Source organism: Agrobacterium sp., assembly GCF_032092815.1.
Lineage (GTDB): Bacteria > Pseudomonadota > Alphaproteobacteria > Rhizobiales > Rhizobiaceae > Agrobacterium.
Genome location: NZ_DAMDBP010000010.1, coordinates 51490 through 74531, shown reverse-complemented (window position 1 = coordinate 74531; position 23042 = coordinate 51490). Strand labels below are relative to the sequence as shown.

The following is a 23042-nucleotide window of genomic DNA, read 5'->3' as shown; positions in this document are numbered from 1 at the left end:
GTTTCGGGCCATTCCCGTGAAATGTAAAACCGGATGGTCCGGTTCCGCCTTCACGTCAATTGTTTTTCAAGGCTGCATCTATAATGGTTTTTGCGGCCTCAAACGCGGCTTCTATACTCATTTCTGTCGTATCAAGCAAGTGCGCGTCTTCAGCTGGTTTCAAAGGGCTGTCGGCACGACCCATATCGCGTTCGTCGCGCTTTTTCACATCGTCAAAAATGGCGTCGTAATCTGCCGTCGCGCCATTGGCCAAAATTTCGTCGTAACGACGTTTTGCCCGGATCTCTGCCGAAGCGGTTACATAAATCTTCACCGGTGCAGCCGGGCAGACAACGGTGCCGATATCGCGGCCATCGAGCACGGTGCCGGGCTGTTTTTTTGCAAAATTCCGCTGGGCTTCAACAAGCGCACGCCGGACTGCCGGCATGACCGCCACCTTTGAAGCTGCCTCTCCAATTTCATGGCGCGACAGCACCGAGCGATCAAGGCCGCCAAGGTCGAGGTTCAACGCCACCTTTTCCGCCACCGCTTCGTCATCCAGCGGCAGGTTTGCATCGAGCAGTGCCTTTGCCGTGGCGCGGTAGGTGAGGCCGGTATCGAGATGGTGGAACCCATAGGTCTCGGCAATGCGGCGCGAAAGAGTGCCCTTGCCGGCTGCGGCCGGTCCGTCGATGGCAATGGTAAAGGTCATGCTGCAGTCATCCCGATGGCATTTTGTCTGTTCAGGGCGGCGATATCATAAAGAAGTCTTGCATTCATCCCGTTCGTGCCGAAAACTTGTCGATGATGCGGTTATTGAAGTTTATCTTTGACACGAAACACCGCAACGATTATGGGGACCGGCTAGAAATTTTACCGTCTACTGCCGGAACCACGGCGTACAGACCGAACTCATTCAAAAAAATTGAGGCTTTGACAGTGGCAAAAGCGGAACTTGGAACCAAGCGCGTAGACCCGGATACCGGCAAGAAGTTCTACGACCTCAACCGTGACCCGATCGTTTCTCCTTACACCGGCAAGTCCTGGCCGCTGTCTTTCTTCGAAGAAAGCACAGCAGCAGCCAAGCTGGAGCAGGCAGAAGAAGAGGATGTGGCAGAAGTCGATACCGAAAACACGGAAGTCGAACTCGTGTCGCTGGAAGATGCCGACGGCGACAACAGCGGCGACGACATTCCTGACATGGGCGATGACGACGTCGAGTTGGACGATGACGACGACACATTCCTCGAAGCTGACGAAGATGATGACGATGACGATATGTCCGGCATCATCGGTGTGACTGGCGACGACGAAGAAGTCTGATCCTGTTGATAAATCACCCGATGACAGAAAAATGTCATCGGGTGAATTTTTTGGCTTGCCATCTTCCAACAGCGGAAGTAATAAGCCGCCACCGAACGGAAACAAACCGCTTCGGTTTCCCGGAACCGGATGAAAAACCGGAACCCTTGATGGGGCTATAGCTCAGCTGGGAGAGCGCTTGCATGGCATGCAAGAGGTCAGCGGTTCGATCCCGCTTAGCTCCACCAAATCTTCCCAGGCGAATTTCAAAACTTCTCCATGTAAAGAAAATCAGTGCACAATCGTGTACAGCATGATGCCAAGCGGCATGGCTGTGATGACGATAGCGGCCAGCATTTTTGTACAGATTCGCAGTGCGAGGTTTTTGCGGGCCTTCCGCGTGTCCCATTCATACGTCACAAGCGTCCTCCCTTATATTTATTGGTGTGACGGCATGCTATCTTCTGCGAGACCCAATCAGCATTGGTCCCCCGACCGGGTCTCGCAAGGCCACATAGGCGGTGTGACCGGGCGGGACTGTGCGATTTATAATGTGAATGCAGGATGAACGCCAAAAACGGGTGAGAAACACCTCTGCAACCGTATGCGGGTTTGCCTTTTATTGTAATTGGAGTAAGACGCTCATGATTTATTGCGTTGCGCAATGCGAGCATTTGAGAGGGACACCCGATGGATATCACACAGGCGCCTGCGGCCGAACAGGAAAAAGAAGCAAGCCGCACCAAGCGCATGAAGGCTGCGACCCGCGAGGCGCATGAGGTTCTCGACACGTTCATCATGGCTGCCGCACCTTTTGCCAGCCGCGAGAATTTCGGCAAGTTTGTGCAGACGCAATATCTCTTCCACCGCGATCTGGATGCGTTTTTCTACAATGAAACGCTGGATGGCATGTTGCCTGATCTGCTTGGTCGCCGCCGCCTTGAATTCATCAAGCAGGATCTGGCAGATCTCGGCCTTGAAGTGCCAGCACCATCTGCCGAGCCACGTTTCACAAGGGGTGGTGCATTTGACCTGCCGGAAGCCATGGGCTGGCTCTATGTGGTTGAAGGTTCCAACCTGGGTGCCGCGTTCCTGCTGAAGGATGCAGCCAAGCTTGGTCTCAATGAAGAATTTGGTGCCCGTCATTTGGCCGGTGCACCAGAGGGCCGTGGCTTGCATTGGCGTACATTCACCGCAGCGCTTGATGAGATCGCGCTGACCGAGGAAGAAGAAGAGCGTGCAGTTGCTGCAGCGTCAGACGCTTTCCGCGCCGTGCATGCTTATGCTGTCGAAAAGCTTGACTGATTTAGGCTGAAGATTTTTTATGTTTGAAAGGGCGGGATTTCCCGTCCTTTTTGCTGTCATGGTCTCAGATGGGCTGATATTGCTGTTGAAGATAGGCTCGCAGCTTGTCCTTGAAGTTTTTAAATTCATCGCCGGAAGATTTTGGCGCTTCGCTCCATGAGTATCCCATGCAGGCTGGGCGCTGGCGTTTGCCATCAGGCTCTGAAGCATAACGTGGCATGATATGGGCGTGCAGGGCGGGTTCGGTATTGCCCCAAATTTCATAATTAACGCGGTCGCAGCCTGTCACTGCGAGCAACGCATCACCGACAAGAGCCATGTCACAGAGAAATTCTGTCCGCTGGTTGGTGTCGAGCGCATTCAAGCTTGGCACCACCGGATCGGCCAACAAAAGGCAATATCCTGGCAGGGGCTGAACATCGCCAATAACCAGCCAGCCGGACGACAGGCGTGAAATGACAAAGGGGTTTGTGCCGGCGCGCGCCATGACCACCCGTTCTTCGATGAGGTTCATGTGTTGCTCCTGACATTTTCGGCGGTTTGCCATTCGGACTTCAGGATGGCTGTGGCCAGGAATTTACGCAGGGTAAAGCGCTCGGTCTGCATGGGTAGAAAAGTCGCGTCGTTCATTAATACTCACATGCGTTGTGAATGTAGTGGGTATCTGGAGGCACGTGGCAACGCAAGCAAGTCTGCTTTGGTTGCTGTTGTGGCCGAAGACGACTCTGCTTTGATATTGGCTGGCATGTTATTTCGGCCTCTCGAGGATGCGATTGCGTAGCCTAATTAATGGGCTCAGGTTATTTATTGAGCGATAATTTTTACCGAATGATAAAAATTTTATCTTTCAGTAAAAGTGCAATCATTGAATTTAGTGTAACTTGTTGAAATGAAATGATTTTATAATTTGGCACGGAACCTGCTTCTCTTTTGTCAAGAATTCTCGCCCTTGAGGCATTGGCACAGGAGAGTATTGACATGGAAATCGGCGTTTTCATTCCTATCGGTAACAATGGCTGGCTGCTTTCTGAAAATGCGCCGCAGTACAAACCGACTTTTGAACTGAACAAGGAAATCACGCTCAAGGCCGAAAAATATGGCCTCGATTTTGTGCTGTCGATGATCAAGCTGCGTGGCTTTGGCGGCAAGACGGAATTCTGGGATCACAATCTGGAATCCTTTACGCTGATGTCCGGTCTTGCGGCGGTTACAACCAAGATCAAACTGTTTGCAACGGCCGCCACGCTGGTCATGCCGCCGGCCATCGTCGCGCGTATGGCCTCGACCATCGATAGCATTTCCAATGGTCGTTTTGGTCTCAATCTGGTTACGGGCTGGCAGCGGCCGGAATATTCCCAGATGGGCATGTGGCCGGGTGATGAATATTTCTCCAAACGCTATGACTATCTTGGCGAATACGCCACTGTTCTTCGCGAGCTGTGGGAAAACGGTCAGAGTGACTTCAAGGGCGACTACTTCAAGATGGAGGATTGCCGTCTCAGCCCGCGTCCGCAGGCCGACATGAAGGTGATCTGTGCCGGTTCGTCGAATGCCGGTATGGAATTTTCCGCGAAATATGCCGATTATAATTTCTGCTTTGGTGTCGGCGTCAATACGCCAACTGCCTTCGCGCCAGCTGCCGAGCGCTTGCAGGAGGCGACTGCGAAGACAGGCCGTGATGTGTCGTCCTTCGTGCTGTTCATGGTGATTGCCGATGAAACAGATGAGGCTGCCCGCGAAAAGTGGGAACATTATAAGGCCGGCGCCGACCAGGAGGCCATTTCCTGGCTTGGTCTGCAGGGAGCTGCCGATACCAAATCCGGTTCCGATACCAATATCCGTCAGATGGCCGATCCGGTTTCTGCCGTGAACATCAATATGGGCACGCTGGTCGGGTCCTACGAGACCGTAGCCAGGTTGCTGGATGAGGTTCCGACCGTTCCAGGGACCGGTGGCGTGCTGCTGACCTTCGATGATTTTGTGAAGGGCGTTGAGGATTTCGGCACAAAAATACAGCCGCTGATGAAATGCCGCCAGCACATCAAGCCTGCACTGGAGGCTGCAGAATGAGCGAGCCCGTTGTTGCAGGATATGTCGCCCCGACGAGCCGCACACAAAGTGTAACGCTGCCTGCGCGACCAGAACCGATCACACTCAAGCCATCGGAAACGGCTGTTGTGGTGGTGGATATGCAAAATGCCTATTCCACCGAGGGCGGTTATGTCGATCTGGCCGGTTTTGATATTTCGGGCGCAAAATCCACCATTGCCAATATTGGCAAGACACTGGGTGCGGCGCGGGCCGCCGGTGTGCAGGTCATCTATTTCCAGAATGGCTGGGACAAGGATTATGTCGAGGCGGGTGGCCCAGGTTCACCCAATTGGCACAAATCAAATGCCCTGAAGACCATGCGGGCACGTCCGGATTTGCAGGGCAAGCTACTGGCCAAAGGCACATGGGATTATGCCATTGTCGATGAGCTGCAACCGCAGCCGGGCGACATCCTTGTGCCAAAGACCCGTTACAGCGGGTTCTTCAATACAAATATGGACAGCGTGTTGAGGGCGAGGGGCATTCGCAATCTGGTTTTTGTCGGGATTGCCACCAATGTCTGTGTGGAATCGTCACTCAGAGACGCGTTCCACCTCGAATATTTCGGGGTGATGCTGGAAGACGCCACACATCATCTCGGCCCTGACTTCATTCAGCAGGCCACCGTCTACAACATCGAGAAGTTTTTCGGCTGGGTCGCGACGGTCAATGATTTTTGCGCCGTCATTTCGCAGGCTGCACCGGAAAACGCCTAAACGTCGTCATCACCTGTTCCAAGAGGAGAATTGAAATGCCGAAATCGATTATTGTCCCGGAAGGCACCCAGAAGCCGATCGCTCCCTATTCCCCCGGCACCCTTGCTGATGGCGTTGTTTATGTGTCCGGCACTCTGCCTTTCGACAAGAACAATGATGTCGTGCATGTGGGCGATGCCGGCGCGCAGACCCGCCATGTGCTGGAAACCATCAAGTCGGTGATTGAGACGGCCGGTGGCACCATGGAGGATGTGACGATGAACCATATCTTCATCACCGACTGGGCAAATTATCAGGCCGTCAACAAGGTCTATGCCGAATATTTTCCGGGTGACAAACCGGCTCGCTATTGCATTCAGTGCGGCCTGGTCAAACCGGATGCGCTGGTGGAAATTGCAACCGTTGCGCATATTGGGGGGAAATAGGCCCGATGTTTTTCGAGGTTCACGGCCAACAGGGCGCTGATGCACAAACGATCCTCCTGTCTTCCGGACTGGGGGGATCGGGAAGCTACTGGGCACCACAGATACCCGCACTTGCCGAACATTTCCGTGTTGTGACCTATGACCATCGCGGAACGGGTCGCACCGGCGGAGAGGTGCCTGAACAGGGCGGCATTTCTGCCATGGCCGATGATGTGCTGCAGATTGTCGATGCGTTGAAGCTGACACAGTTTCATTTCATGGGGCATGCGCTCGGCGGCCTGATCGGACTTGAACTGGCCCTGCGTCAGCCTGGCATGATTGACAAGCTGCTGCTGATCAATGCGTGGAGCAAGGCGGATCCGCATTCGGGCCGGTGTTTCGATGCGCGTATTTCGCTTTTGGAAAATTCCGGGGTCGAGGCGTTTGTAAAAGCGCAGCCGCTGTTTCTTTATCCAGCCGTGTGGATGAGTGAGCATCCGGAGCGCATGGCAGCGGATGAAGTGCATGGCATCACCCACTTCCAGGGCAAGACCAATGTGTTGCGGCGCATTGCGGCACTGCGAGCATTTGATGTCGATGACCGTCTTGGTGCGATCGACAATGAGACCTGGGTGACCGCAACAAAAGATGACCTGCTGGTGCCCTACACGCGCTCGGTAAGGCTTGCGGATGGTTTGCCCAATGCAGAGCTTCTACTGACCGACTTTGGTGCCCATGCGGTCAACATCACTGAAGTGACACGCTTCAATAGAGATATGCTCGCTTTCCTCCTGCAGGACAAAGCGGCGATCAAAACGGAAATGGAACGTCATGACATTGCCACTTGATGACAAGGCGCTGGCTGCGCTGTTTACCGAAGCACGGACCCATAATGGCTGGAGCGATCAGCCGGTGACCGATGCAGAATTGCAGAAAATTTACGAACTGACCCGCATGGGCCCGACATCGGCCAATTGCTCGCCTGCACGCTTTGTGTTCGTGCGTTCGGCTGAGGCGAAGGAAAAACTGCGTCCCGCCTTGTCTTCGGGCAACCTGGAAAAGACCATGGCTGCACCGGTTACGGTAATCGCCGCAATCGATGCGCAGTTCTTTGAAAAGCTTCCGGAGCTTTTCCCGCATGCGGATGCAAAGTCCTGGTTCACCTCAAGCCCGGCCGTTGCAGAGGAAACCGCATTCCGCAACGCCACCTTGCAGGCCGGTTATCTCATTCTGGCAGCCCGTAGCCTGGGACTGGATACGGGGCCGATGTCCGGCTTCGACAAGGCAAAGGTCGATCAGGCATTTTTTGCAGGTACAAGCTGGAAATCCAACTTCCTGATCAATATCGGCCATGGCGATCCTGCCAAGCTGTTCGGACGTTTGCCACGTTTGCCCTTTGATGAGGCTTGTGTGCTGGCGTGATGTGATTGCGCCATGCGCTCTTCTTGGTGAGGGGCGCATGGCCAGCAGTTTTGAAACGAGAGATCAGGCTTTCGAAACCTTGTTTCGGACCGGTCATATGAAGGCAGGACTGAATAGATGCAGGTACAAACTGTAACCATGCCCGTGCAAGAGACGAAGCCATCCTCGGGTGATCACAGTCTGGCATTTCGCAATGCCATGTCGCATCTGGCGGCTGCGGTTAACATCGTGACAACAGACGGTCCGGGCGGCATGGCCGGCTTTGCCGCAACGGCGGTGTGCAGCGTTTCAGACAATCCGCCAACCATGCTGGTCTGCATCAACCGTGCCTCGTCCGCCCATCCATCGGTCATTAAAAACCGTGTTGTGTGCATCAATACGTTGACGTCCGAGCACCAGACCTTGAGTGCATTGTTTGGTGGTAAAACACCGGTGGCAGAACGGTTCGCAGCCGGCACATGGTCAAAGCTTGAAACCGGATCGCCAGCGCTTGACGGTGCCATGGTGTCACTGGACTGCGTGGTGCGTGACATACATGATGGTGGCACCCACGACATATTGATCTGCGATGTGCAGTGCATCCGGCATGACGGGCAGGGCGAAGCGCTGCTTTATTTCAACCGCAGTTACCGAACGCTGTAATCCCAGCGTCCTCTAGAGACGGATGGCGGTTTCTTCTTTGGCGGTGCGGATGACGACCATGGTGAAGAACCTGGCGACATTGGTTTGGTCCCGAAACAACCGCTCACAAAGCGCATCGAACTCTTCCATGTTGCGCAATCGCAACATCAGCACGACATCCGCTTCACCGGTAACGGCATAGGCCTGTGTCACGGCCGCTTCAGCAGATGCGAGGTCCAGAAACCGGCGCATATGCTGCTCGCCATGCAGTTTCAACTCCACCGTTACCCATGCCTTGATGCCACGTCCGGCTTTCGAGGGATTGAGGATCGCCACGATGCGATCGATGATCCCCGATTTGTGGAGGCGCTGCACTCGCCTGAGGCAACTGGACGGTGAAAGACCCACCTCGTCGGCCATTTCGACATTGGTGCGGGATGCATCGCGTTGCATGAGGTTGAGAAGTTTCTGATCGATCTTGTCCATGCGGTCAGCATAAGGCTCGTTAAAATGGATTTGCAATAAAATTGCACATAGATGCAATCTTTGACCAAAAATTCGAACGGGCTTGAGGTAGCAGATCAGAGCACAGTCAAAGGAGCCTCTGATGCAGCCGCTGCTATCAAAATTCATGCTAAAAACGCGCGACACCATCGATATTTATTGGGTGCTTGTCCGGATTACCGTCCCGATCGCCATTCTGACGGAGCTTCTGTCACGCATGGGCGTGATCGAAGCGGTTGCACCGGCCTTTGCCCCTGTAATGAGCCTGGTTGGCCTGCCCAATGAGCTTGGTCTGGCATGGCTGACGGCAATGCTGGTGGGCATCTGGGGAGCGGTGCCGCTTATCTTTGCTCTTGTCCCGGCGTCATCATTGACGGTTGCAGATATCACCGTCTTTTCAGCGCTGATCCTGTTTGCGCATGGTCTTCCTATCGAACAGAAGATTATCCAGAAGGCTGGCCCAGGCATGGTTGTCACCACCGTGCTGCGCGTTGCAGGCGGTTTGCTCTATGCCTTTATCCTGCATCATGTTCTGCAGGCCATGAACTGGCTGTCAGCTCCAGTCAATCCGGCCTGGATCCCACTCAGCGTCACGCCGCAGTGGAGTGAATATTTCTGGAGCCTTGGCGAAACCATGGTCTTGATGTTCACCATCCTTTTTGCCCTGTTCTGGGCGCTGGAGGTCCTGAAAGTGACGGGGGTAATGGCATGGATGATGAAAGCCCTTGAACCGGTGTTGAGGCTTGCCGGAATCAGAGGCGAGGCAGGGCACCTGACGGCTGTCGGTCTGTTCCTGGGGATTTCCTACGGTGCCGGTCTGCTGATCCGTGAGGCCCGGTCGGGGACCGTATCGCCGCGCCAGATCTTCTTGTCCTGCGTTTTCATGGGATTTGCGCATAGCGTGATCGAGGACACGCTGATCATGATTTCGCTCGGCGCTGACGTCTACGGAATTCTTGCCGGGCGCGTGGTGTTTGCGGTGGTGGTAACGGCGATGATTGCGGCGGTGCTTCGTCGACTGTCTGACGAGAAGTTTTTTGCGCAGATGTTCAGACTGCAAGGCGTTGAGGTGCAAAGTCGATCGCTGCCAACACAATGAATTGTCGCTCAAGGACTGTGTGCCCGACGAAGTGTAGAGCAAAAGGCAGATTTGAAAAACCCGGCGTCTGGCGCCGGGTTTTCTTTTGGTCGTGTCAGGTGATCAATCCATTGCGTGGATATCGCGGTCCTTGGTTTCCGGCAGGAACAGCAGGCCGATGACCAGCGTGATTGCCGCAAAGATGATCGGGTACCAGAGGCCATAATAGATATCGCCCTTGGCCGCGCTCATCGCGAAGGCCGTTGCCGGAAGCAGACCACCGAACCAACCGTTGCCGATATGGTATGGCAGCGACATGCCGGTGTAGCGAATGCGGGTCGGGAACAACTCGACCAGCAAGGCGGCAATTGGGCCATAAACCATGGTCACGTAGATCACCAGAACCGTCAGCACGGCTATGATGACTGTCCAGTTTACAGCGGCGGGGTCGGACACCATAGTGAAGCCACCGCCGCCGGCAATGGTGTAGACCGCCATTTCCGATGCGCCGTTTAGTTCTGCCGTCGTTGCCAGCTTGTCAGCCACCAGCTTGTCGGCCGGAACCATGGCCTTTTCACCAGCACGAACCGCTTCCGCATTCAGACCCAATTCCGGGTTGGCTGCAATGAAGGCATCCAGCTTGGCATCAGCCACCTTTGCAGGGCCTCGGACCAGTGGATAACCGGCGTCGTGCAGCGCGATGTTGACCTGCTTCTGGAAGGTGCCGCCCATGGCTGTTGCCTGGTCGCCTGCCGCAACAGCATCATAGCTGTTGATGGTGGCACCACCGACGGCAACTGTTGCAGGTGTACCGGCAGGGGCTGTCGTGACAACATCGTAAGGTACGGAGTTACGCGTGAGGAAAGCCGTTGCGATGTCGCAAGAGGTGGTGAACTTGGCTGTGCCTGTCGGGTTGAACTGGAATTTGCAGTCGCCCGGTGCAGCAGTCACTGTTGCGCGGACATCCTGCTGTGCCTGTGCCAGTGCCGGGTTGCCGGCCCATGTCAGGGTTTTGAACAGCGGGAAGTAGGTGAGGATGGCCATAAGAAGACCGACCATGATGATTGGCTTGCGACCGATCTTGTCGGAAAGCCAACCGAAAAACACGAAGAAGCCGGTGCCGATGATCAGCGACGCTGCCACCATGAGGTTTGCGGACTGTCCATCGATTTTCAGGATGCTCTGAAGGAAGAACAGGGCGTAGAACTGGCCAGTGTACCAGACCACAGCCTGACCGATAACCGCACCGATCAGTGCCAGAATGGCGATCTTTGCATTCTTCCACTGACCGAATGCTTCTGTCAGCGGTGCCTTGGATTGCTTTCCTTCTTCCTTCATTTTCTTGAAGGCTGGAGATTCGTTCATTTTCATACGAATCCAGACCGAAACACCTAGCAGTGCGACGGACAGAAGGAACGGGATGCGCCAACCCCAGGCCGAAAAAGCTTCCTTGCCAACGGCAAACTGTACGCCCAGGATGACGATCAGCGACAGGAACAGACCAAGCGTGGCTGTTGTCTGGATCCAAGAGGTGAAGTATCCGCGGCGCCCGTGTGGTGCGTGTTCGGCCACATAAGTTGCAGCACCGCCATACTCGCCGCCCAGTGCAAGACCCTGCAGCATGCGCAGGACGATCAGGATGATTGGGGCCGCGATGCCGATGGTGTCTGCGCCAGGCAGAACGCCAACGAGGAAGGTGGAAGCACCCATGATGAGGATGGTGACGAGGAAGGTATACTTACGGCCGACGAGATCGCCCAAGCGGCCAAACACCAGCGCACCAAACGGGCGAACGAGGAAGCCGGCGGCAAAGGCCAGAAGCGCGAAGATGTTGCGCGTGGTTTCCGGGTATTGGCTGAAGAAGGTCGCGCCGATATAGATGGCCAGCGAACCGTACAGGTAAAAGTCGTACCACTCAAAAACTGTTCCGAGGGAAGAAGCGAAAATCACCTTCTTCTCCTCTCCCGTCATCGGACGGGACGAGCCGCTTACGGCTGCTGCGTTTGCCATTTTCTGTCCTCCACAGATGTCCAATGGTCGCACCGTATGAACCCAACTCTCCTCCGGGTTGCCTGACAAGGCACGATGCACCAGTGAATAGATTGACAGAAAATTGACGAGAGGAAGAGCGATGCTTTCGCATTATGACTTTAGTCTAACTTGCTTGTGCAAAAGTGCCGTATGTTTTACGTGTTGCCGAGTGTTTTGCGACCGATTTTCAACCTATGCAGCCTTGACAGAACTGCTAAACCATCTAATAGCTTGCCTCGAAAGGGAGAGCGACCTTGCATTTGAATGTCTGTGACATTGCTGCATGCAACAGACCGGCTGATGAAGCCGGGGCTTTACCACGCTTTTCTCATTCTATCCGAATTATGGCCAAAACGACGATTAAAACCGTCTGACGTCTCTGGCCACCGCTCTCTCCCCGGTTTGGCTGGGGAACAGGAAATCGCAGCAATGCGGTTCCCCCTCACCAAAAAGAGGAGAGAAGAAAGAGAGCTTGATTATGGGTTTCAAAGTTGCAATCGCAGGCGCCACCGGCAATGTCGGTCGCGAGATGCTCAATATCCTCGCAGAACGCGGGTTTCCAGCAGATGAAGTCGTGGCTTTGGCTTCGGCACGTAGCCAGGGCACCGAAGTTTCTTACGGTGACCGCACGCTGAAGGTTTCCAACCTCGAGAACTACGATTTCTCCGACACCGACATTTGCTTGATGTCGGCTGGTGGCGATATCTCCAAGAAGTGGTCGCCGAAGATCGGTGCGCAGGGTTGCGTTGTCATCGATAACTCTTCCGCATGGCGTTATGATCAGGAAGTTCCGTTGATCGTGCCGGAAGTGAACCCTGATGCTATCGACTCCTTTGGCAAGAAGAACATCATTGCCAATCCGAATTGCTCGACAGCACAGCTGGTTGTGGCGCTGAAGCCGCTGCATGACTTTGCCAAGATCAAGCGCGTTGTCGTGTCCACCTACCAGTCCGTTTCCGGTGCTGGCAAGGAAGGCATGGACGAGCTGTTCCAGCAGACCCGTGCCGTATTTGTTGCCGATCCGGTTGAGAACAAGAAGTTCACCAAGCGCATTGCCTTCAACGTCATCCCGCACATCGATGTGTTCATGGAAGATGGTTACACGAAGGAAGAGTGGAAGGTTCTGGCCGAAACCAAGAAGATGCTTGATCCGAAGATCAAGGTCACTTGCACGGCTGTTCGCGTTCCGGTGTTCATCGGTCACTCCGAATCCGTCAACATTGAGTTCGAAAACGAGATCACTGCCGATCAGGCTCGTGATATCCTGCGCGAAGCACCGGGTTGCCTCGTCATCGACAAGCATGAAAATGGCGGTTACATCACGCCTGTTGAAAGTGCTGGCGAAGATGCAACCTATATTTCGCGCATCCGCGAAGATGCAACGGTAGAAAACGGCCTGAACATCTGGGTTGTTTCCGACAACCTGCGCAAGGGTGCAGCACTCAATGCCATCCAGATTGCCGAGCTGCTCGTCAACCGTGGTCTCATCAAGCCGCGCAAAGCCGCTGCCTGATACTTTTTCGTAAGAAACGTTGAATATAACCCGCCTGTTCAGTTAAGAAGAGGCGGGTTTTAAATTGGCCGCATCACGGCCAGTTTATTTGCTGCTTCTTTCACAGACATGCATTTTACAGTTTATAAGCGGCGACAAGGCCGTGCGCTGTCAGGGGCAAGCTCCCCTGAAGTAACAATTGAGGACGAAATTCTGATGCGGGCAATGAAGGTACTTTCCATTGGTGTGGCGATGTTTGCCGGTTTGGTAGCTGCGCCTGTAATGGCTGCGCAATGTGGCAATACGTCTGCTGGTTTTCCGCAGTGGGTTGATGCCTTCAAGAACGAAGCTGCTGCAAATGGCGTGAGCAAATCCGTTATCGACCGCGCCTTTGCCAATGTTAAATATAACACTGCAACCATTCGTGCCGACCGTGGCCAGCACAGCTTCAAACTGTCTTTCGACCAGTTCATGCAGAAGCGTGGCGGCGCGACGATCATTTCACGTGGCAAGACAATGAAGCGCAACAATGCGGCGCTCTTTGCCTCGATTGAAAAGACATATGGCGTTCCTGCCGGCCCGCTGATCGCCATCTGGGGCATGGAAACCGGTTTTGGTGGCTTCATGGGCAATCAGCATACGCTGTCTGCGGTTGCGACACTGTCTTATGACTGCCGCCGTTCGGAATATTTCACCGAGCAGCTTTATGCCGCACTGCAGCTTGTTGGCAAAGGTTCGCTGTCGACCAATGCAAAGGGGGCCGCGCATGGTGAAATCGGCCAGACACAGTTCCTGCCGCTCAATGTTGTACGTTATGGCGTTGATGCCGATCGCGATGGTCGTGTGGATCTGGTTGGTTCGCGTGCAGACGCTCTGGCCTCAACGGCCAACTTCCTCAAGGGGCATGGCTGGACACGCGGTGCCGGTTATCAGCCCGGCCAGCCGAACTACGGCGCCATTCAGGGCTGGAATGCAGCCAGCGTTTACCAGCAGGCGATTGCCCATATCGGTCGGGCGATCGACGGCCAGTAAGTCTGGCCGTCGGCATCTCGTCAATCAAACATCCGGGCGGCGAAAGTCGCCCGTTTTGCTGTCCATGATCCACAATTCGCCGGTCGAGATATCGAACCAGGCGCCGTGAACCTTGATCTTTCCAGCTTCAACCTGAGTTTTGAGGAATGGGAAGGTCATGAGATTGTTGATGGAGTTGCGGATAGATACGCGCTCCAGCGCCGTCTGGCGCTCTCCAGCTGTCATGACGTCGTTGCTCTGGATCTGTTCAGCGGCCGGTTTGAGAAGGCCCATCCAGCGACCGATGAAATCACCTGGAGAAAGCGGTGCCAGATTGGGGTCGAGAGCGGCCTGAATGCCGCCGCAACGGCCGTGACCCATCACCACGATGTCTTTTACCTTCAGCACCTGAACGGCATATTCGATGGCCGATGATGTGCCGTGATATTGCCCATCCGGTTCAAACGGCGGGACCATGTTGGCCACGTTGCGCATCACGAACAGCTCTCCCGGACCGCAGTCGAAAATGGTTTCGGGCGCGGCGCGGGAGTCACAACAGGCAATGAACAGAGTTTGGGGTTTCTGGCCCGTTTCAGCCAAAGCGCGATAGCGTTCGCTCTCGTCTTTGTAACGACCGCTCATGAAATTTCTGTAACCGGACAGAAGAGACTGGGGGAAATTCTGCATGGGTCCGAATTGTCCTTCCTTTGACTGAATATCAATCAGTTCGTGAGGTCTGTCCCAAAGTACCAGCGGACAGGCCCGATTGCGGAAAATGCGCATGATTTTGTATTTTCGCATTTTCTGTATGAGCTCGATCTACACCTTTTTGGCAGATCGAGTAGCTGTTATTTTTGTTTCGTCCGGCCGGGATGCATCAGGTGGCGCATCTGCACCATGGCCATGGGTGTAGAAAGACTTGAGGCATCGGTTTCCAGCGTCAGTTCGTTCATGCCACGCTTCATGGTGCGCGCCAGTATTTCAAACACGCTGGCCGTTGCCAGTTGCAGTGCCTTTTCGTCGGTCATTCCCTGCAGTACGCGCGCCAGGAACAATGCTCCGAGCAAATCACCAAGGCCGTTGGGCACATTGTCTATGGAGCGATGTTCGGCAAGCAATGCGGCCTTGCCGCTCAGGAACAAGTTGCCAATGCCGCCCGCCATCATCGGCACGGCTGAGGTTACCAGCATGCGCGAAGGCCCCAGTGCCAGCGCTGCATCCATGATGGCCGTGTTGGTGTCGAGATCGGCGCCGCTCATCCATGCCAGTTCATACCGGTTGGGCGTGGCAATGGAGGCAAGCGGGATAAGTTCGTCGCGAATGGCCTGGGCAGTTTCCACCGGCACGTAAAGCCCGCCCTTGTCACCCATCACTGGGTCACAGGCATAGATCAGATCAGGGTTCTTTTCACGCAGCGTCTTGATCATGCGTGCAACGGAATGAACCTGTGCGGCGCTGCCGAAATATCCCGTCAGCACGGCTTTGACTTCACCGGTCCAGGGGGCATTGGCAAGATCGTCCATGGCCTTGTCGAAATCAGCGTCGGGAAAACGCAGCCGGGTGGATGGCCCCTGACCGGGATGCCATGGCATGACGATGGTGGGAACAGACCAGACCGGGAAGCCCAGCGTTTCCAAGGCAAATGCGGCAGCGCGGTTGCCGACGGAGCCGCGCATGACCTGGCTGGATATGGCGATGACGCTGCCGTTTACGGTTTCAGACATGACACTCACATTCCAATCGAAGCCTGGCGGAGACGACGATGCGCCTTTGCTGCTCAGGCCTTAGCATTCATTGCCGCCTCTCATGGCATAGCAAATCGTTATATTCCACCGTTGTTTGCGCATGGCAGGGCTGAAGCGGGCACTTTTCATTTCGTTGCGAAGGGTTATGGTCGCGCCTTGCATCCATTCCGGCATTGGCACGAAAGTATTCCAGCATGACGCAGCAAGATTCCAACCGTCCACGCATCTGGCAGATCGTGGAGGATAAAAAGCAGGACTTCATTGAACTGAGTGACACCGTGTGGGGCACACCGGAAACCTGTTACATGGAAACGCAATCGGCTGATGCCCATCGTGCCATGCTGGAAAAACAGGGTTTTAATGTCACCAGTGATCTCGCGGGTATCCCAACGGCTCTGATGGGCGAGGCCGGCGAGGGTGGACCTGTCATCGCATTTCTGGGTGAATATGATGCACTGGCTGGTCTCAGCCAGAAAGCCGGTGTCGCCACCTTCGATCCTGAAACCGAAGGCGCGAACGGTCATGGCTGTGGCCACAATCTGCTCGGCTCAGCCTCGCTTCTGGCCGCCACGGCGCTGAAGGACTGGCTGGCGGACAAGGGCATTGCGGGACGTGTGCGTTATTATGGTTGCCCGGCAGAAGAAGGCGGCGCTGCCAAGGCCTTCATGGTGCGGGCTGGTGTATTCGATGATGTCGATGTGGCGATTTGCTGGCACCCCAGTGATTTTGCAGGCGTGCAGCGCAACACCACATTGGCCAATGCCCGCGTCGATTTCACCTTTAAAGGTCGCGCTGCCCATGCAGGGGCCAATCCGCATCTGGGCCGCAGCGCGCTGGATGCTGTTGAGCTGATGAATGTCGGCGTCAACTATCTGCGCGAACATATGCCGTCCGATTGCCGTATCCATTATGCGGTTCTGGATACCGGTGGCATTTCTCCCAATGTCGTGCAGGCACGGGCCAAGGTGCGTTACGTGGTGCGTGCGCCTGAACTCGACGGAATGCTGTCGCTGATCGAGCGGGTTAAGAATGTTGCAAAAGGTGCAACACTGATGACGGAAACCGCAGTCGAGAGCCGGGTGATCAGTGCCGTTTCCAATCTGTTGCCGAATACGCCTTTGATGGACGTGATGCAGGATGTGTGGGAGCAGCTCGGCGTGCCTGATTTTGATGATCAGGACCGGGCTTTTGCCACAGATATCCGGAAGGCGCTGTCGTCCGACGATATTGCGGCAAGCTGGCGTGCATTCAGCCTGCCGGAGCGCGATATCCCGCTTGCCGATTTTGTCTTGCCTTCGCATGATCGCGCGACCTTGAGCACCGGCTCCACCGATGTCGGTGATGTCAGTTGGGTGGTGCCAACCGTTCAGGCGGATGGACCAACTTGCGCCATTGGCACGCAGTTCCATACCTGGCAGCTTGTGGCGCAGGGCAAAAGTGCGGCCGCCCACAAGGGCATGGTGGCTGTTGCCAAGGTGATGGCCGCCACGGGACTGGCTGCACTGGAAAGCGAACAGTTGCGCGAAGCGGCCCGAGCCGATCTGGTACGGCGCCGTAAAGGCAAGCCCTATATCAGCCCGTTGCCGGAAGGTTCCGAGCCGCCGATCCGGGAAATGTCATCCCGCTGATATGGCCTGAAAACCGGTCGGGCAGGCGTTGGCAATTCTACAGCCTTTGATTGCGGCACGCATTGCGCGCCAAAACAACTGTATTATATTCAATGTATGCTCGATCTGTTCGTGACGTACTGGCCGCATATTCTTGCCGCTCTTTCTGTGGTATTGGGAACCATTGCTGCCGTCCACGCCACAATGACAAAAGAAGAGGTCCGCTCCGCCGTTGGCTGGGTTGGCGTGATCGTGTTGTCACCCATTGTCGGTGCAGTGATCTATTTTATCGTCGGAATCAATCGCATCCGGCGCAGCTCCATCATTCAGCATCGCTCTTTGGTTCAGGGCGGTATCATGGATCGTGTCGTGCAATTCGATGTCGATGGCGAAACCGTGGCCCGGCTGTTCGGTCGTCGTTTTGCTGCGATGAAGACGCTGGCCGATCGTGTGACCCGCCACGCCATGACCTCCGGCAACCGCATAACGCCGCTGGAAACTGGCGACGCTGCTTACGCCGCGATGCTGGAGGCGATCAATTCGGCAAAGCGCTGCATCATTCTCGAAACCTATATTTTCGACCATGACCGCATTGGTTTGCGGTTTGTGGAGGCCTTGTCGCAGGCCAAGAAGCGCGGCGTGGAAGTGCGCGTGCTGGTGGATGCGGTCGGTGCCCGTTATTCCGTGCCCAGCATTGTGGGTCATCTGCAACGTGAAGGCGTGACCACTGACGTCTTTAATGGTCAGGTGGTGATGGGCCTGCGATTGCCCTACGCCAACCTCAGAACCCACCGCAAAATTTTGGTGGTGGATGGGCGGCTGGCTTTCACCGGTGGCATGAATATCCGCGAAGGGTTCACCAAGGAGTTTGCAGGCAAGGATTTCGCGCTCGACACTCATTTCAAGGTCACCGGGCCTGTTGTCGCCGATCTTTTTACCATTGCTGCCGAGGACTGGCGTTTCACCACCGACGAACTCCTTGATAGCCCCGTATGGGATATTGAACTGCCGCAGGCTGAACCGGGTTCGCCGTTGATGGCGCGTATTGCATCCTCGGGCCCGGACAAAAGCATTGAAACGAGCCACAAGATGCTGATGGGCGCCTTTTCCGTGGCGCGCTCATCCATCCTGATCATGTCGCCCTATTTTCTGCCTGACCGGGAATTGATCTCGTCCATTATCACGGCGGCGCGGCGTGGCGTTCAGGTGGATATCATTGTACCGGCCAGCAACAACCTCAAGCTGGTGGATCACGCCATGACGGCACAGTTCGACCAACTCTTGAAAAACTATTGCCGTATCTGGCGGGCCGAAGGGGCATTCAACCACTCCAAGCTGATGGTGATCGATGATCGCTGGTCCTATGTCGGCTCATCGAACCTTGACCCGCGTTCACTGCGATTGAACTTCGAAATCGATATCGAAGTGCTGGATGAAACTTTTGCCCGCAAGATTGCCCAGCGGATGGAAACCGCGCGCCAGAACGCAACCGCTGTTAGCCTTGATGCGTTACGTGCACGTCCGTTTCTTGTTCGCTTCATCGAGCGGGTTCTGTGGCTGGCGTCGCCCTATCTGTAATTGCAGGAGCACCTGATCTCGTGAAGCGTACCAGGGAAAAGACCAAAACTGAAAGCCTGCAAGCGGCGCTGATGGCCTCGATCAAGAACCGCCGCCAACGCCAGGAACATGGCGTGTTGATGGATACGTCACAGCCGGTGATCGCCTCTTATAATGTGCATAAATGCGTTGGCCGGGATGGTCGGTTTGATCCTGAAAGAACCAGCCGTGTCATTCAGGAAATCGGCGCTGACATCATTGCGCTGCAGGAGGCCGATACCCGCTTCGGTGAACGCCGTGGCCTGCTCGATCTGGCGCGACTGGAACGTGAAAACGGTCTTGTGGCGGTGCCGATAGCGCCAGCCGGCAAGGCGCATGGTTGGCATGGCAATGTGCTTCTGTTCAGGGAGGGCACCGTTCGTGACGTCCATACGGTAAAATTGCCGGGGCTTGAGCCGCGTGGCGCCCTGGTCACTGAGTTGGAGTTGAAGCGTGGTGGCATGCTTCGGGTAATTGCAGCGCATTTCGGGTTGTTGCGGCATTCGAGAGCGCAACAGGCGCGGGCATTGCTGGAGCTTTTGGGCGAACGTGAGGGGCTGCCAACCATTTTGATGGGCGATCTCAATGAGTGGCGGCTGGGCAAAGGGTCGTCACTCAATACATTTCGGGATGCATTTGGTTTTCTGCCGCCGGCGGTGCCGAGCTTTCCGTCCAACCTGCCAGTGCTGGCGTTGGATCGAATCATTGCCAACCGCAAAGAATTGATTGGCTCGGTTACGGTGCATGATTCTGCGCTGGCGCGTGTCGCATCCGACCACTTGCCATTGAAGGCACATATTCAGTGGGATGGCGTCATAGAGACTGAAAAACCATAGGCCAGACATGCAAAAACCGCCTTGCGGCGGTTTTGAGCAGTTCTCTCCTTTTGGGAGATTTGGAGCGGGCGAAGGGATTTGAACCCTCGACCCCAACCTTGGCAAGGTTGTGCTCTACCCCTGAGCTACACCCGCTCAAAAATCCAGGGCCCGGGGTAGTTCGCTGAGCCGTGGGTCGCTGCATTGCGGCGACGGAGGCTATATCGCTCAATCGATTTTCAAATGCAATACTCAATACATTCCGTGATGCATTTAATTTTTTGCCGTTGAAGGCGCATATTCAGTGGGACGGCGGTAAGGAAAATGGAAAGGCATAGGCCAGAAATGCAAAAACCGCCTTGCGGCGGTTTTGAGCATTTATCTCTTTTTGAGAGATTTGGAGCGGGCGAAGGGATTTGAACCCTCGACCCCAACCTTGGCAAGGTTGTGCTCTACCCCTGAGCTACACCCGCTCAAAAATCCAAGGCCCGGGGTAGTTCGCTGAGCCGTGGGTCGCTGCGTTGCGGCGACGGGGGCTATATCGCTCAATCGATTTTCAAATGCAACAGGGAAATGACAAAAAGAGTGAGAAAAAATGTGATCTCCTTTCAAGCTATTGAAAATAAATGGAAATTTTAAAGATGTGTTTTGTGAATGCCATTGCATGACTTGATTTTGCCGCTTAAAACGCTGTCACGGCTATTTCAGATCAAGTGACAGCAGAGAAGCGATGACATGACAAATCCGGCCCCTAAAACGCCTGAAGCCCTGTTCGAATTCTTCGATAATCTGGGAATTTCCCATAAGACAACGACCCATGAACCGGTGTTTACCGTGTCCGAATCGCAGTCTCTGCGTGACCTTATTCCCGGTGGCCACACCAAGAACCTGTTCGTGAAGGACAAGAAGGATCAGTACTTCGTGTTGACCGTTGAGGAAAATGCGGTGGTTGATTTGAAGAATGTGCACAAGGTGATTGGTGCTGCCAGCAAGGTTTCCTTTGGCAAGCCGGAAAAGATGCTGGAGTATTTGGGCGTGGTGCCCGGTTCGGTTACGGTGTTCGGTGCCATCAATGATGGTGGCAATGCCGTCACCTTCGTGCTGGACGAAGCCCTGATGGAAAACGAACTCCTGAACGGCCATCCACTTTCCAATGATGCGACCACAACGGTGGCGTCAAAAGATGTCCTGCGCTTTCTCGAAGCAACGGGTCATACTCCGCTTGTCTTGAAAGTGAGCGAGTGACATACGATCTTTGCCACTATAAAGCTTTGGCGCATGACAATGCGGCCGTGGCTGGCTTGAAGAACTGGAGACGATGATGAGCGGAATGGACAACCCCTACGGCGGTTCTTTTGGCGCGCAGATGAGCGCATCGGCCCAATATGGTGCCGCGACCGGGGCCGGTGAGGGCGGTTTCATCAAGGATACGACCACGGCAGGTTTCACAAAGGATGTGCTTGAAGAATCGCGCCGCCAGCCGGTTCTGGTGGATTTCTGGGCGCCATGGTGCGGACCGTGCAAACAGCTGACACCGGTGCTGGAAAAGGTCCTCAACGACTCTGCTGGCCGCGTGAAGCTGGTCAAGCTGAACATTGATGATCACCCGTCCATCCCTGGCCAGCTTGGCATCCAGTCCATTCCAGCCATCGTTGCCTTTGCCGATGGTCGCCCGGTGGATGGTTTCATGGGTGCTGTGCCGGAAAGCCAGATCCGCGAATTTATCGACAAGATCGCCGGACCTGCTGGCAATGATCCAGCTGCGGAAATCGAGGCCGCTTTGACCGAGGCACGGCAGTTGCTGGCTGATGGTCAGTACGATCAGGCCGCGCAGCTTTTTGGTGCGGTGATGCAGGCTGCACCGGAAAATCCAGGCGCTGTTGCCGGTATCGCCGAATGCATGATTGCTGTCGGTCAGCAGGACCGCGCCAGCCAGTTGCTGTCCTCCCTGCCGCCGGAAATTGCTGAAGATGCTGCCGTCCAGGCCGTGCAGAAAAAGCTGTCTCAGTATGAAGAAGCACGCAAGCTGGGTGATCCGGCCGCGCTGGAACAGGAGCTGGCATTGAACGCCGATAATCACGAGGCACGCATCAAGCTGGCCAAGATCCTCAACGTTCAGGGCAAGCGCGACGAGGCAGCCGATCAGCTGTTGCTGGTGATGCGCAAGGACCGCACGTTCGATGATGATGGCGCACGCCGTCTGCTGTTGGAATTTTTTGATGCATGGGGTTTCAAGGATCCCGCAACCGTGGCTGCAAGGCGCAAACTTTCCGCGGTTTTGTTCTCCTGAGTGGAGGCAGTCCGTCTGGAAAGACTTGCGTTTTTACGCAAAAGCACCACATTTAACGCTTTGACATGTAGCCCATTGTGGCTTTCACGCTGAGGGATGATCCTGATGCAAGTGGGAAATGCGAGATATGTGAAGGGCAGTGATCTGCCCGCCACCGTTCCGGTTTTTCCGTTGTCCGGAGCGCTTCTGTTACCCGGTGGCAATCTTCCGCTGAACATCTTCGAGCCGCGCTATCTGACGATGTTTGACGCTGCGATGGCCGCTGAACGGCTGATTGGCATGGTGCAGCCATCGCTGACCGAAGCCAATAATTACGATATTGATGTACCCGTTCTGAGCCAGATCGGTTGCCTTGGGCGTATCACCTCTTTTACCGAAAGCGGCGATGGTCGTTACCTGGTGACGCTGACGGGCGTATGCCGGTTCCGGCTGATCGATGAGGTGTCCTGCGCCAAGCCTTATAGGATTTTCAAACACGCGCCTTTGCTGACTGACCTGACCGGCGACGATGACGAGAGTGCCGTTGATCGTGAGGGCCTGCTGCGGGTATTCCGTGATTTTCTCGATGCCAACCAGCTTGAAGCCGATTGGGACAGTGTGGAGCGCGCCGGAAATCGCATTCTGGTCAATTCCCTTTCGATGATGTCGCCGTTCGGGCCTGCGGAAAAACAGGCACTGCTGGAGGCGCCTGATCTACGCTCCCGCGCAGAAACGCTGATAGCCATCACCGAAATCGTTCTGGCGCAGGGGCGCAGCGATGGCGGCAATGTGTTGCAGTGAGGAAAGTTGTGCGCCATGCATGAAAAAATGAGCCGGGTTGATCCCAAGATGCTCGAGCTTCTCGTCTGCCCGCTGACCAAGGGCACGCTGACCTACAACCGTGACAGGAACGAGCTTGTTTCCGAAAGTGGTCGCGTGGCCTATCCCATCCGCGACGGCATTCCCATCATGCTGGTTTCCGAGGCGCGCAAGCTGGAAGACTGATCTTTCGCTTGCCTTTTTGCCTCGTCATGTCCGCGTTATTGATTTCAGC

The 23042-nt window shown here is 55.2% G+C and carries 24 protein-coding genes and 3 tRNA genes; 19 read left to right on the top strand and 8 right to left on the bottom strand.

Annotation, left to right across the window (positions count from 1 at the left end):
- Positions 1-55 precede the first annotated feature (55 nt).
- Complete coding sequence (cmk, locus tag RT613_RS08130) at positions 56-691, bottom strand: (d)CMP kinase (RefSeq protein ID WP_313614419.1); 636 nt, start codon at positions 689-691, stop codon at positions 56-58.
- 227 nt (positions 692-918) lie between these two features.
- Between cmk and RT613_RS08125 the strand changes: the two genes are divergently transcribed.
- The 3 genes from RT613_RS08125 (at position 919) to RT613_RS08115 (ending at position 2586) form a co-directional block, all read left to right on the top strand.
- Entirely contained in the window at positions 919-1302 is a 384-nt protein-coding gene (locus RT613_RS08125; protein WP_313614418.1) for a TIGR02300 family protein, read from the top strand.
- Between the two features lie 151 nt (positions 1303-1453).
- A tRNA-Ala gene (locus RT613_RS08120) sits at positions 1454-1529 on the top strand.
- Positions 1530-1971: 442 nt separating this feature from the next.
- On the top strand, positions 1972-2586 hold the full coding sequence (locus tag RT613_RS08115; protein ID WP_313614417.1) for a biliverdin-producing heme oxygenase: 615 nt from the start codon (positions 1972-1974) through the stop codon (positions 2584-2586).
- A gap of 64 nt (positions 2587-2650) precedes the next feature.
- Here RT613_RS08115 and RT613_RS08110 read toward each other — a convergent pair whose 3' ends face one another.
- Positions 2651-3100 carry a hypothetical protein gene (locus tag RT613_RS08110; RefSeq protein WP_313614415.1) on the bottom strand — a complete coding sequence of 150 codons (450 nt, stop codon included), beginning with the start codon at positions 3098-3100 and terminating at the stop codon, positions 2651-2653.
- A gap of 464 nt (positions 3101-3564) precedes the next feature.
- On the opposite strand from RT613_RS08110, the gene rutA reads away from it, so the two are divergent.
- The 6 genes from rutA (at position 3565) to RT613_RS08080 (ending at position 7861) form a co-directional block, all read left to right on the top strand.
- Positions 3565-4656, top strand: a complete 1092-nt coding sequence (gene rutA / locus RT613_RS08105; protein ID WP_313614413.1) for a pyrimidine utilization protein A — start codon at positions 3565-3567, stop codon at positions 4654-4656.
- Positions 4653-5393: a pyrimidine utilization protein B gene (rutB, locus tag RT613_RS08100; protein ID WP_313614411.1), complete on the top strand. Its 741-nt coding sequence runs from the start codon at positions 4653-4655 to the stop codon at positions 5391-5393. Before rutA ends, rutB begins: the two co-directional genes overlap by 4 nt.
- A 35-nt stretch (positions 5394-5428) precedes the next feature.
- Positions 5429-5818, top strand: a complete 390-nt coding sequence (gene rutC / locus RT613_RS08095; protein ID WP_313614409.1) for a pyrimidine utilization protein C — start codon at positions 5429-5431, stop codon at positions 5816-5818.
- Positions 5819-5823: 5 nt separating this feature from the next.
- Positions 5824-6645 carry a pyrimidine utilization protein D gene (gene rutD / locus RT613_RS08090; RefSeq protein ID WP_313614407.1) on the top strand — a complete coding sequence of 274 codons (822 nt, stop codon included), beginning with the start codon at positions 5824-5826 and terminating at the stop codon, positions 6643-6645.
- Positions 6629-7219: a malonic semialdehyde reductase gene (locus RT613_RS08085; protein WP_313614406.1), complete on the top strand. Its 591-nt coding sequence runs from the start codon at positions 6629-6631 to the stop codon at positions 7217-7219. The genes rutD and RT613_RS08085 overlap by 17 nt, the downstream gene beginning before the upstream one ends.
- 117 nt (positions 7220-7336) lie before the next feature.
- A complete protein-coding gene (locus tag RT613_RS08080) occupies positions 7337-7861 on the top strand; it encodes a flavin reductase (RefSeq protein ID WP_313614404.1) in 525 nt (174 codons plus the stop codon).
- Between the two features lie 12 nt (positions 7862-7873).
- Here RT613_RS08080 and RT613_RS08075 read toward each other — a convergent pair whose 3' ends face one another.
- A complete protein-coding gene (locus RT613_RS08075; protein WP_313614402.1) occupies positions 7874-8326 on the bottom strand; it encodes an Lrp/AsnC family transcriptional regulator in 453 nt (150 codons plus the stop codon).
- A gap of 121 nt (positions 8327-8447) precedes the next feature.
- Here RT613_RS08075 and RT613_RS08070 point away from each other — a divergent pair, with 121 nt between their 5' ends.
- Positions 8448-9443, top strand: a complete 996-nt coding sequence (locus RT613_RS08070; RefSeq protein WP_313614400.1) for a nucleoside recognition domain-containing protein — start codon at positions 8448-8450, stop codon at positions 9441-9443.
- A gap of 102 nt (positions 9444-9545) precedes the next feature.
- On the opposite strand, the gene RT613_RS08065 is transcribed toward RT613_RS08070, so the two are convergent.
- A complete protein-coding gene (locus RT613_RS08065) occupies positions 9546-11432 on the bottom strand; it encodes an MFS transporter (RefSeq protein ID WP_313614398.1) in 1887 nt (628 codons plus the stop codon).
- A 499-nt stretch (positions 11433-11931) separates the two neighbouring features.
- On the opposite strand from RT613_RS08065, the gene RT613_RS08060 reads away from it, so the two are divergent.
- Both RT613_RS08060 and RT613_RS08055 read left to right on the top strand, forming a co-directional pair.
- On the top strand, positions 11932-12966 hold the full coding sequence (locus RT613_RS08060) for an aspartate-semialdehyde dehydrogenase (RefSeq protein ID WP_313614396.1): 1035 nt from the start codon (positions 11932-11934) through the stop codon (positions 12964-12966).
- Positions 12967-13161: 195 nt separating this feature from the next.
- Positions 13162-13977, top strand: coding sequence for a lytic transglycosylase domain-containing protein (locus RT613_RS08055; protein ID WP_313614394.1), 816 nt, complete (start codon positions 13162-13164; stop codon positions 13975-13977).
- A gap of 24 nt (positions 13978-14001) precedes the next feature.
- On the opposite strand, the gene RT613_RS08050 is transcribed toward RT613_RS08055, so the two are convergent.
- Positions 14002-14643, bottom strand: coding sequence for a carbonic anhydrase (locus RT613_RS08050; RefSeq protein WP_313614393.1), 642 nt, complete (start codon positions 14641-14643; stop codon positions 14002-14004).
- 161 nt (positions 14644-14804) lie between these two features.
- On the bottom strand, positions 14805-15680 hold the full coding sequence (gene pdxY / locus RT613_RS08045) for a pyridoxal kinase PdxY (RefSeq protein ID WP_313614392.1): 876 nt from the start codon (positions 15678-15680) through the stop codon (positions 14805-14807).
- Between the two features lie 215 nt (positions 15681-15895).
- Between pdxY and RT613_RS08040 the strand changes: the two genes are divergently transcribed.
- The 3 genes from RT613_RS08040 (at position 15896) to RT613_RS08030 (ending at position 19740) form a co-directional block, all read left to right on the top strand.
- Positions 15896-17329 carry a M20 family metallopeptidase gene (locus RT613_RS08040; protein WP_313614391.1) on the top strand — a complete coding sequence of 478 codons (1434 nt, stop codon included), beginning with the start codon at positions 15896-15898 and terminating at the stop codon, positions 17327-17329.
- A 96-nt stretch (positions 17330-17425) separates the two neighbouring features.
- Complete coding sequence (gene cls / locus RT613_RS08035; RefSeq protein WP_313614389.1) at positions 17426-18886, top strand: cardiolipin synthase; 1461 nt, start codon at positions 17426-17428, stop codon at positions 18884-18886.
- A gap of 71 nt (positions 18887-18957) precedes the next feature.
- On the top strand, positions 18958-19740 hold the full coding sequence (locus RT613_RS08030; RefSeq protein WP_313614558.1) for an endonuclease/exonuclease/phosphatase family protein: 783 nt from the start codon (positions 18958-18960) through the stop codon (positions 19738-19740).
- 60 nt (positions 19741-19800) lie between these two features.
- Here the strand turns inward: RT613_RS08030 and RT613_RS08025 are convergent.
- A tRNA-Gly gene (locus RT613_RS08025) sits at positions 19801-19875 on the bottom strand.
- 242 nt (positions 19876-20117) lie between these two features.
- Positions 20118-20192 (bottom strand) — tRNA-Gly (locus RT613_RS08020).
- Positions 20193-20454: 262 nt separating this feature from the next.
- Between RT613_RS08020 and RT613_RS08015 the strand changes: the two genes are divergently transcribed.
- From RT613_RS08015 to RT613_RS08000, 4 genes are all read left to right on the top strand, one after another.
- The gene (locus RT613_RS08015) at positions 20455-20964 is read left to right on the top strand and encodes a prolyl-tRNA synthetase associated domain-containing protein (protein WP_313614387.1); all 510 of its coding nucleotides are present in this window, start codon (positions 20455-20457) and stop codon (positions 20962-20964) included.
- A 76-nt stretch (positions 20965-21040) separates the two neighbouring features.
- Positions 21041-22009: a thioredoxin gene (trxA, locus tag RT613_RS08010; protein WP_313614385.1), complete on the top strand. Its 969-nt coding sequence runs from the start codon at positions 21041-21043 to the stop codon at positions 22007-22009.
- Positions 22010-22114: 105 nt separating this feature from the next.
- Complete coding sequence (locus RT613_RS08005) at positions 22115-22789, top strand: LON peptidase substrate-binding domain-containing protein (RefSeq protein WP_313614383.1); 675 nt, start codon at positions 22115-22117, stop codon at positions 22787-22789.
- A 15-nt stretch (positions 22790-22804) separates the two neighbouring features.
- Complete coding sequence (locus RT613_RS08000) at positions 22805-22993, top strand: Trm112 family protein (RefSeq protein ID WP_313614381.1); 189 nt, start codon at positions 22805-22807, stop codon at positions 22991-22993.
- Positions 22994-23042 lie beyond the last annotated feature (49 nt).

Bases quoted from the DNA above. Each gene is read 5' to 3' on its own strand.
- RT613_RS08055 (WP_313614394.1), top strand. From the start codon at position 13,162: ATGCGGGCAATGAAGGTACTTTCCATTGGTGTGGCGATGTTTGCCGGT.
- rutC (WP_313614409.1), top strand. From the start codon at position 5,429: ATGCCGAAATCGATTATTGTCCCGGAAGGCACCCAGAAGCCGATCGCT.
- rutA (WP_313614413.1), top strand. From the start codon at position 3,565: ATGGAAATCGGCGTTTTCATTCCTATCGGTAACAATGGCTGGCTGCTT.
- cls (WP_313614389.1), top strand. From the start codon at position 17,426: ATGCTCGATCTGTTCGTGACGTACTGGCCGCATATTCTTGCCGCTCTT.
- RT613_RS08080 (WP_313614404.1), top strand. From the start codon at position 7,337: ATGCAGGTACAAACTGTAACCATGCCCGTGCAAGAGACGAAGCCATCC.
- RT613_RS08065 (WP_313614398.1), bottom strand. From the start codon at position 11,432: ATGGCAAACGCAGCAGCCGTAAGCGGCTCGTCCCGTCCGATGACGGGA.
- RT613_RS08075 (WP_313614402.1), bottom strand. From the start codon at position 8,326: ATGGACAAGATCGATCAGAAACTTCTCAACCTCATGCAACGCGATGCA.
- RT613_RS08015 (WP_313614387.1), top strand. From the start codon at position 20,455: ATGACAAATCCGGCCCCTAAAACGCCTGAAGCCCTGTTCGAATTCTTC.
- RT613_RS08030 (WP_313614558.1), top strand. From the start codon at position 18,958: ATGGCCTCGATCAAGAACCGCCGCCAACGCCAGGAACATGGCGTGTTG.
- RT613_RS08060 (WP_313614396.1), top strand. From the start codon at position 11,932: ATGGGTTTCAAAGTTGCAATCGCAGGCGCCACCGGCAATGTCGGTCGC.
- trxA (WP_313614385.1), top strand. From the start codon at position 21,041: ATGAGCGGAATGGACAACCCCTACGGCGGTTCTTTTGGCGCGCAGATG.
- RT613_RS08115 (WP_313614417.1), top strand. From the start codon at position 1,972: ATGGATATCACACAGGCGCCTGCGGCCGAACAGGAAAAAGAAGCAAGC.
- RT613_RS08110 (WP_313614415.1), bottom strand. From the start codon at position 3,100: ATGAACCTCATCGAAGAACGGGTGGTCATGGCGCGCGCCGGCACAAAC.
- rutD (WP_313614407.1), top strand. From the start codon at position 5,824: ATGTTTTTCGAGGTTCACGGCCAACAGGGCGCTGATGCACAAACGATC.
- RT613_RS08085 (WP_313614406.1), top strand. From the start codon at position 6,629: ATGACATTGCCACTTGATGACAAGGCGCTGGCTGCGCTGTTTACCGAA.
- RT613_RS08070 (WP_313614400.1), top strand. From the start codon at position 8,448: ATGCAGCCGCTGCTATCAAAATTCATGCTAAAAACGCGCGACACCATC.
- rutB (WP_313614411.1), top strand. From the start codon at position 4,653: ATGAGCGAGCCCGTTGTTGCAGGATATGTCGCCCCGACGAGCCGCACA.
- RT613_RS08050 (WP_313614393.1), bottom strand. From the start codon at position 14,643: ATGCAGAATTTCCCCCAGTCTCTTCTGTCCGGTTACAGAAATTTCATG.
- RT613_RS08000 (WP_313614381.1), top strand. From the start codon at position 22,805: ATGCATGAAAAAATGAGCCGGGTTGATCCCAAGATGCTCGAGCTTCTC.
- RT613_RS08040 (WP_313614391.1), top strand. From the start codon at position 15,896: ATGACGCAGCAAGATTCCAACCGTCCACGCATCTGGCAGATCGTGGAG.
- RT613_RS08005 (WP_313614383.1), top strand. From the start codon at position 22,115: ATGCAAGTGGGAAATGCGAGATATGTGAAGGGCAGTGATCTGCCCGCC.
- cmk (WP_313614419.1), bottom strand. From the start codon at position 691: ATGACCTTTACCATTGCCATCGACGGACCGGCCGCAGCCGGCAAGGGC.
- pdxY (WP_313614392.1), bottom strand. From the start codon at position 15,680: ATGTCTGAAACCGTAAACGGCAGCGTCATCGCCATATCCAGCCAGGTC.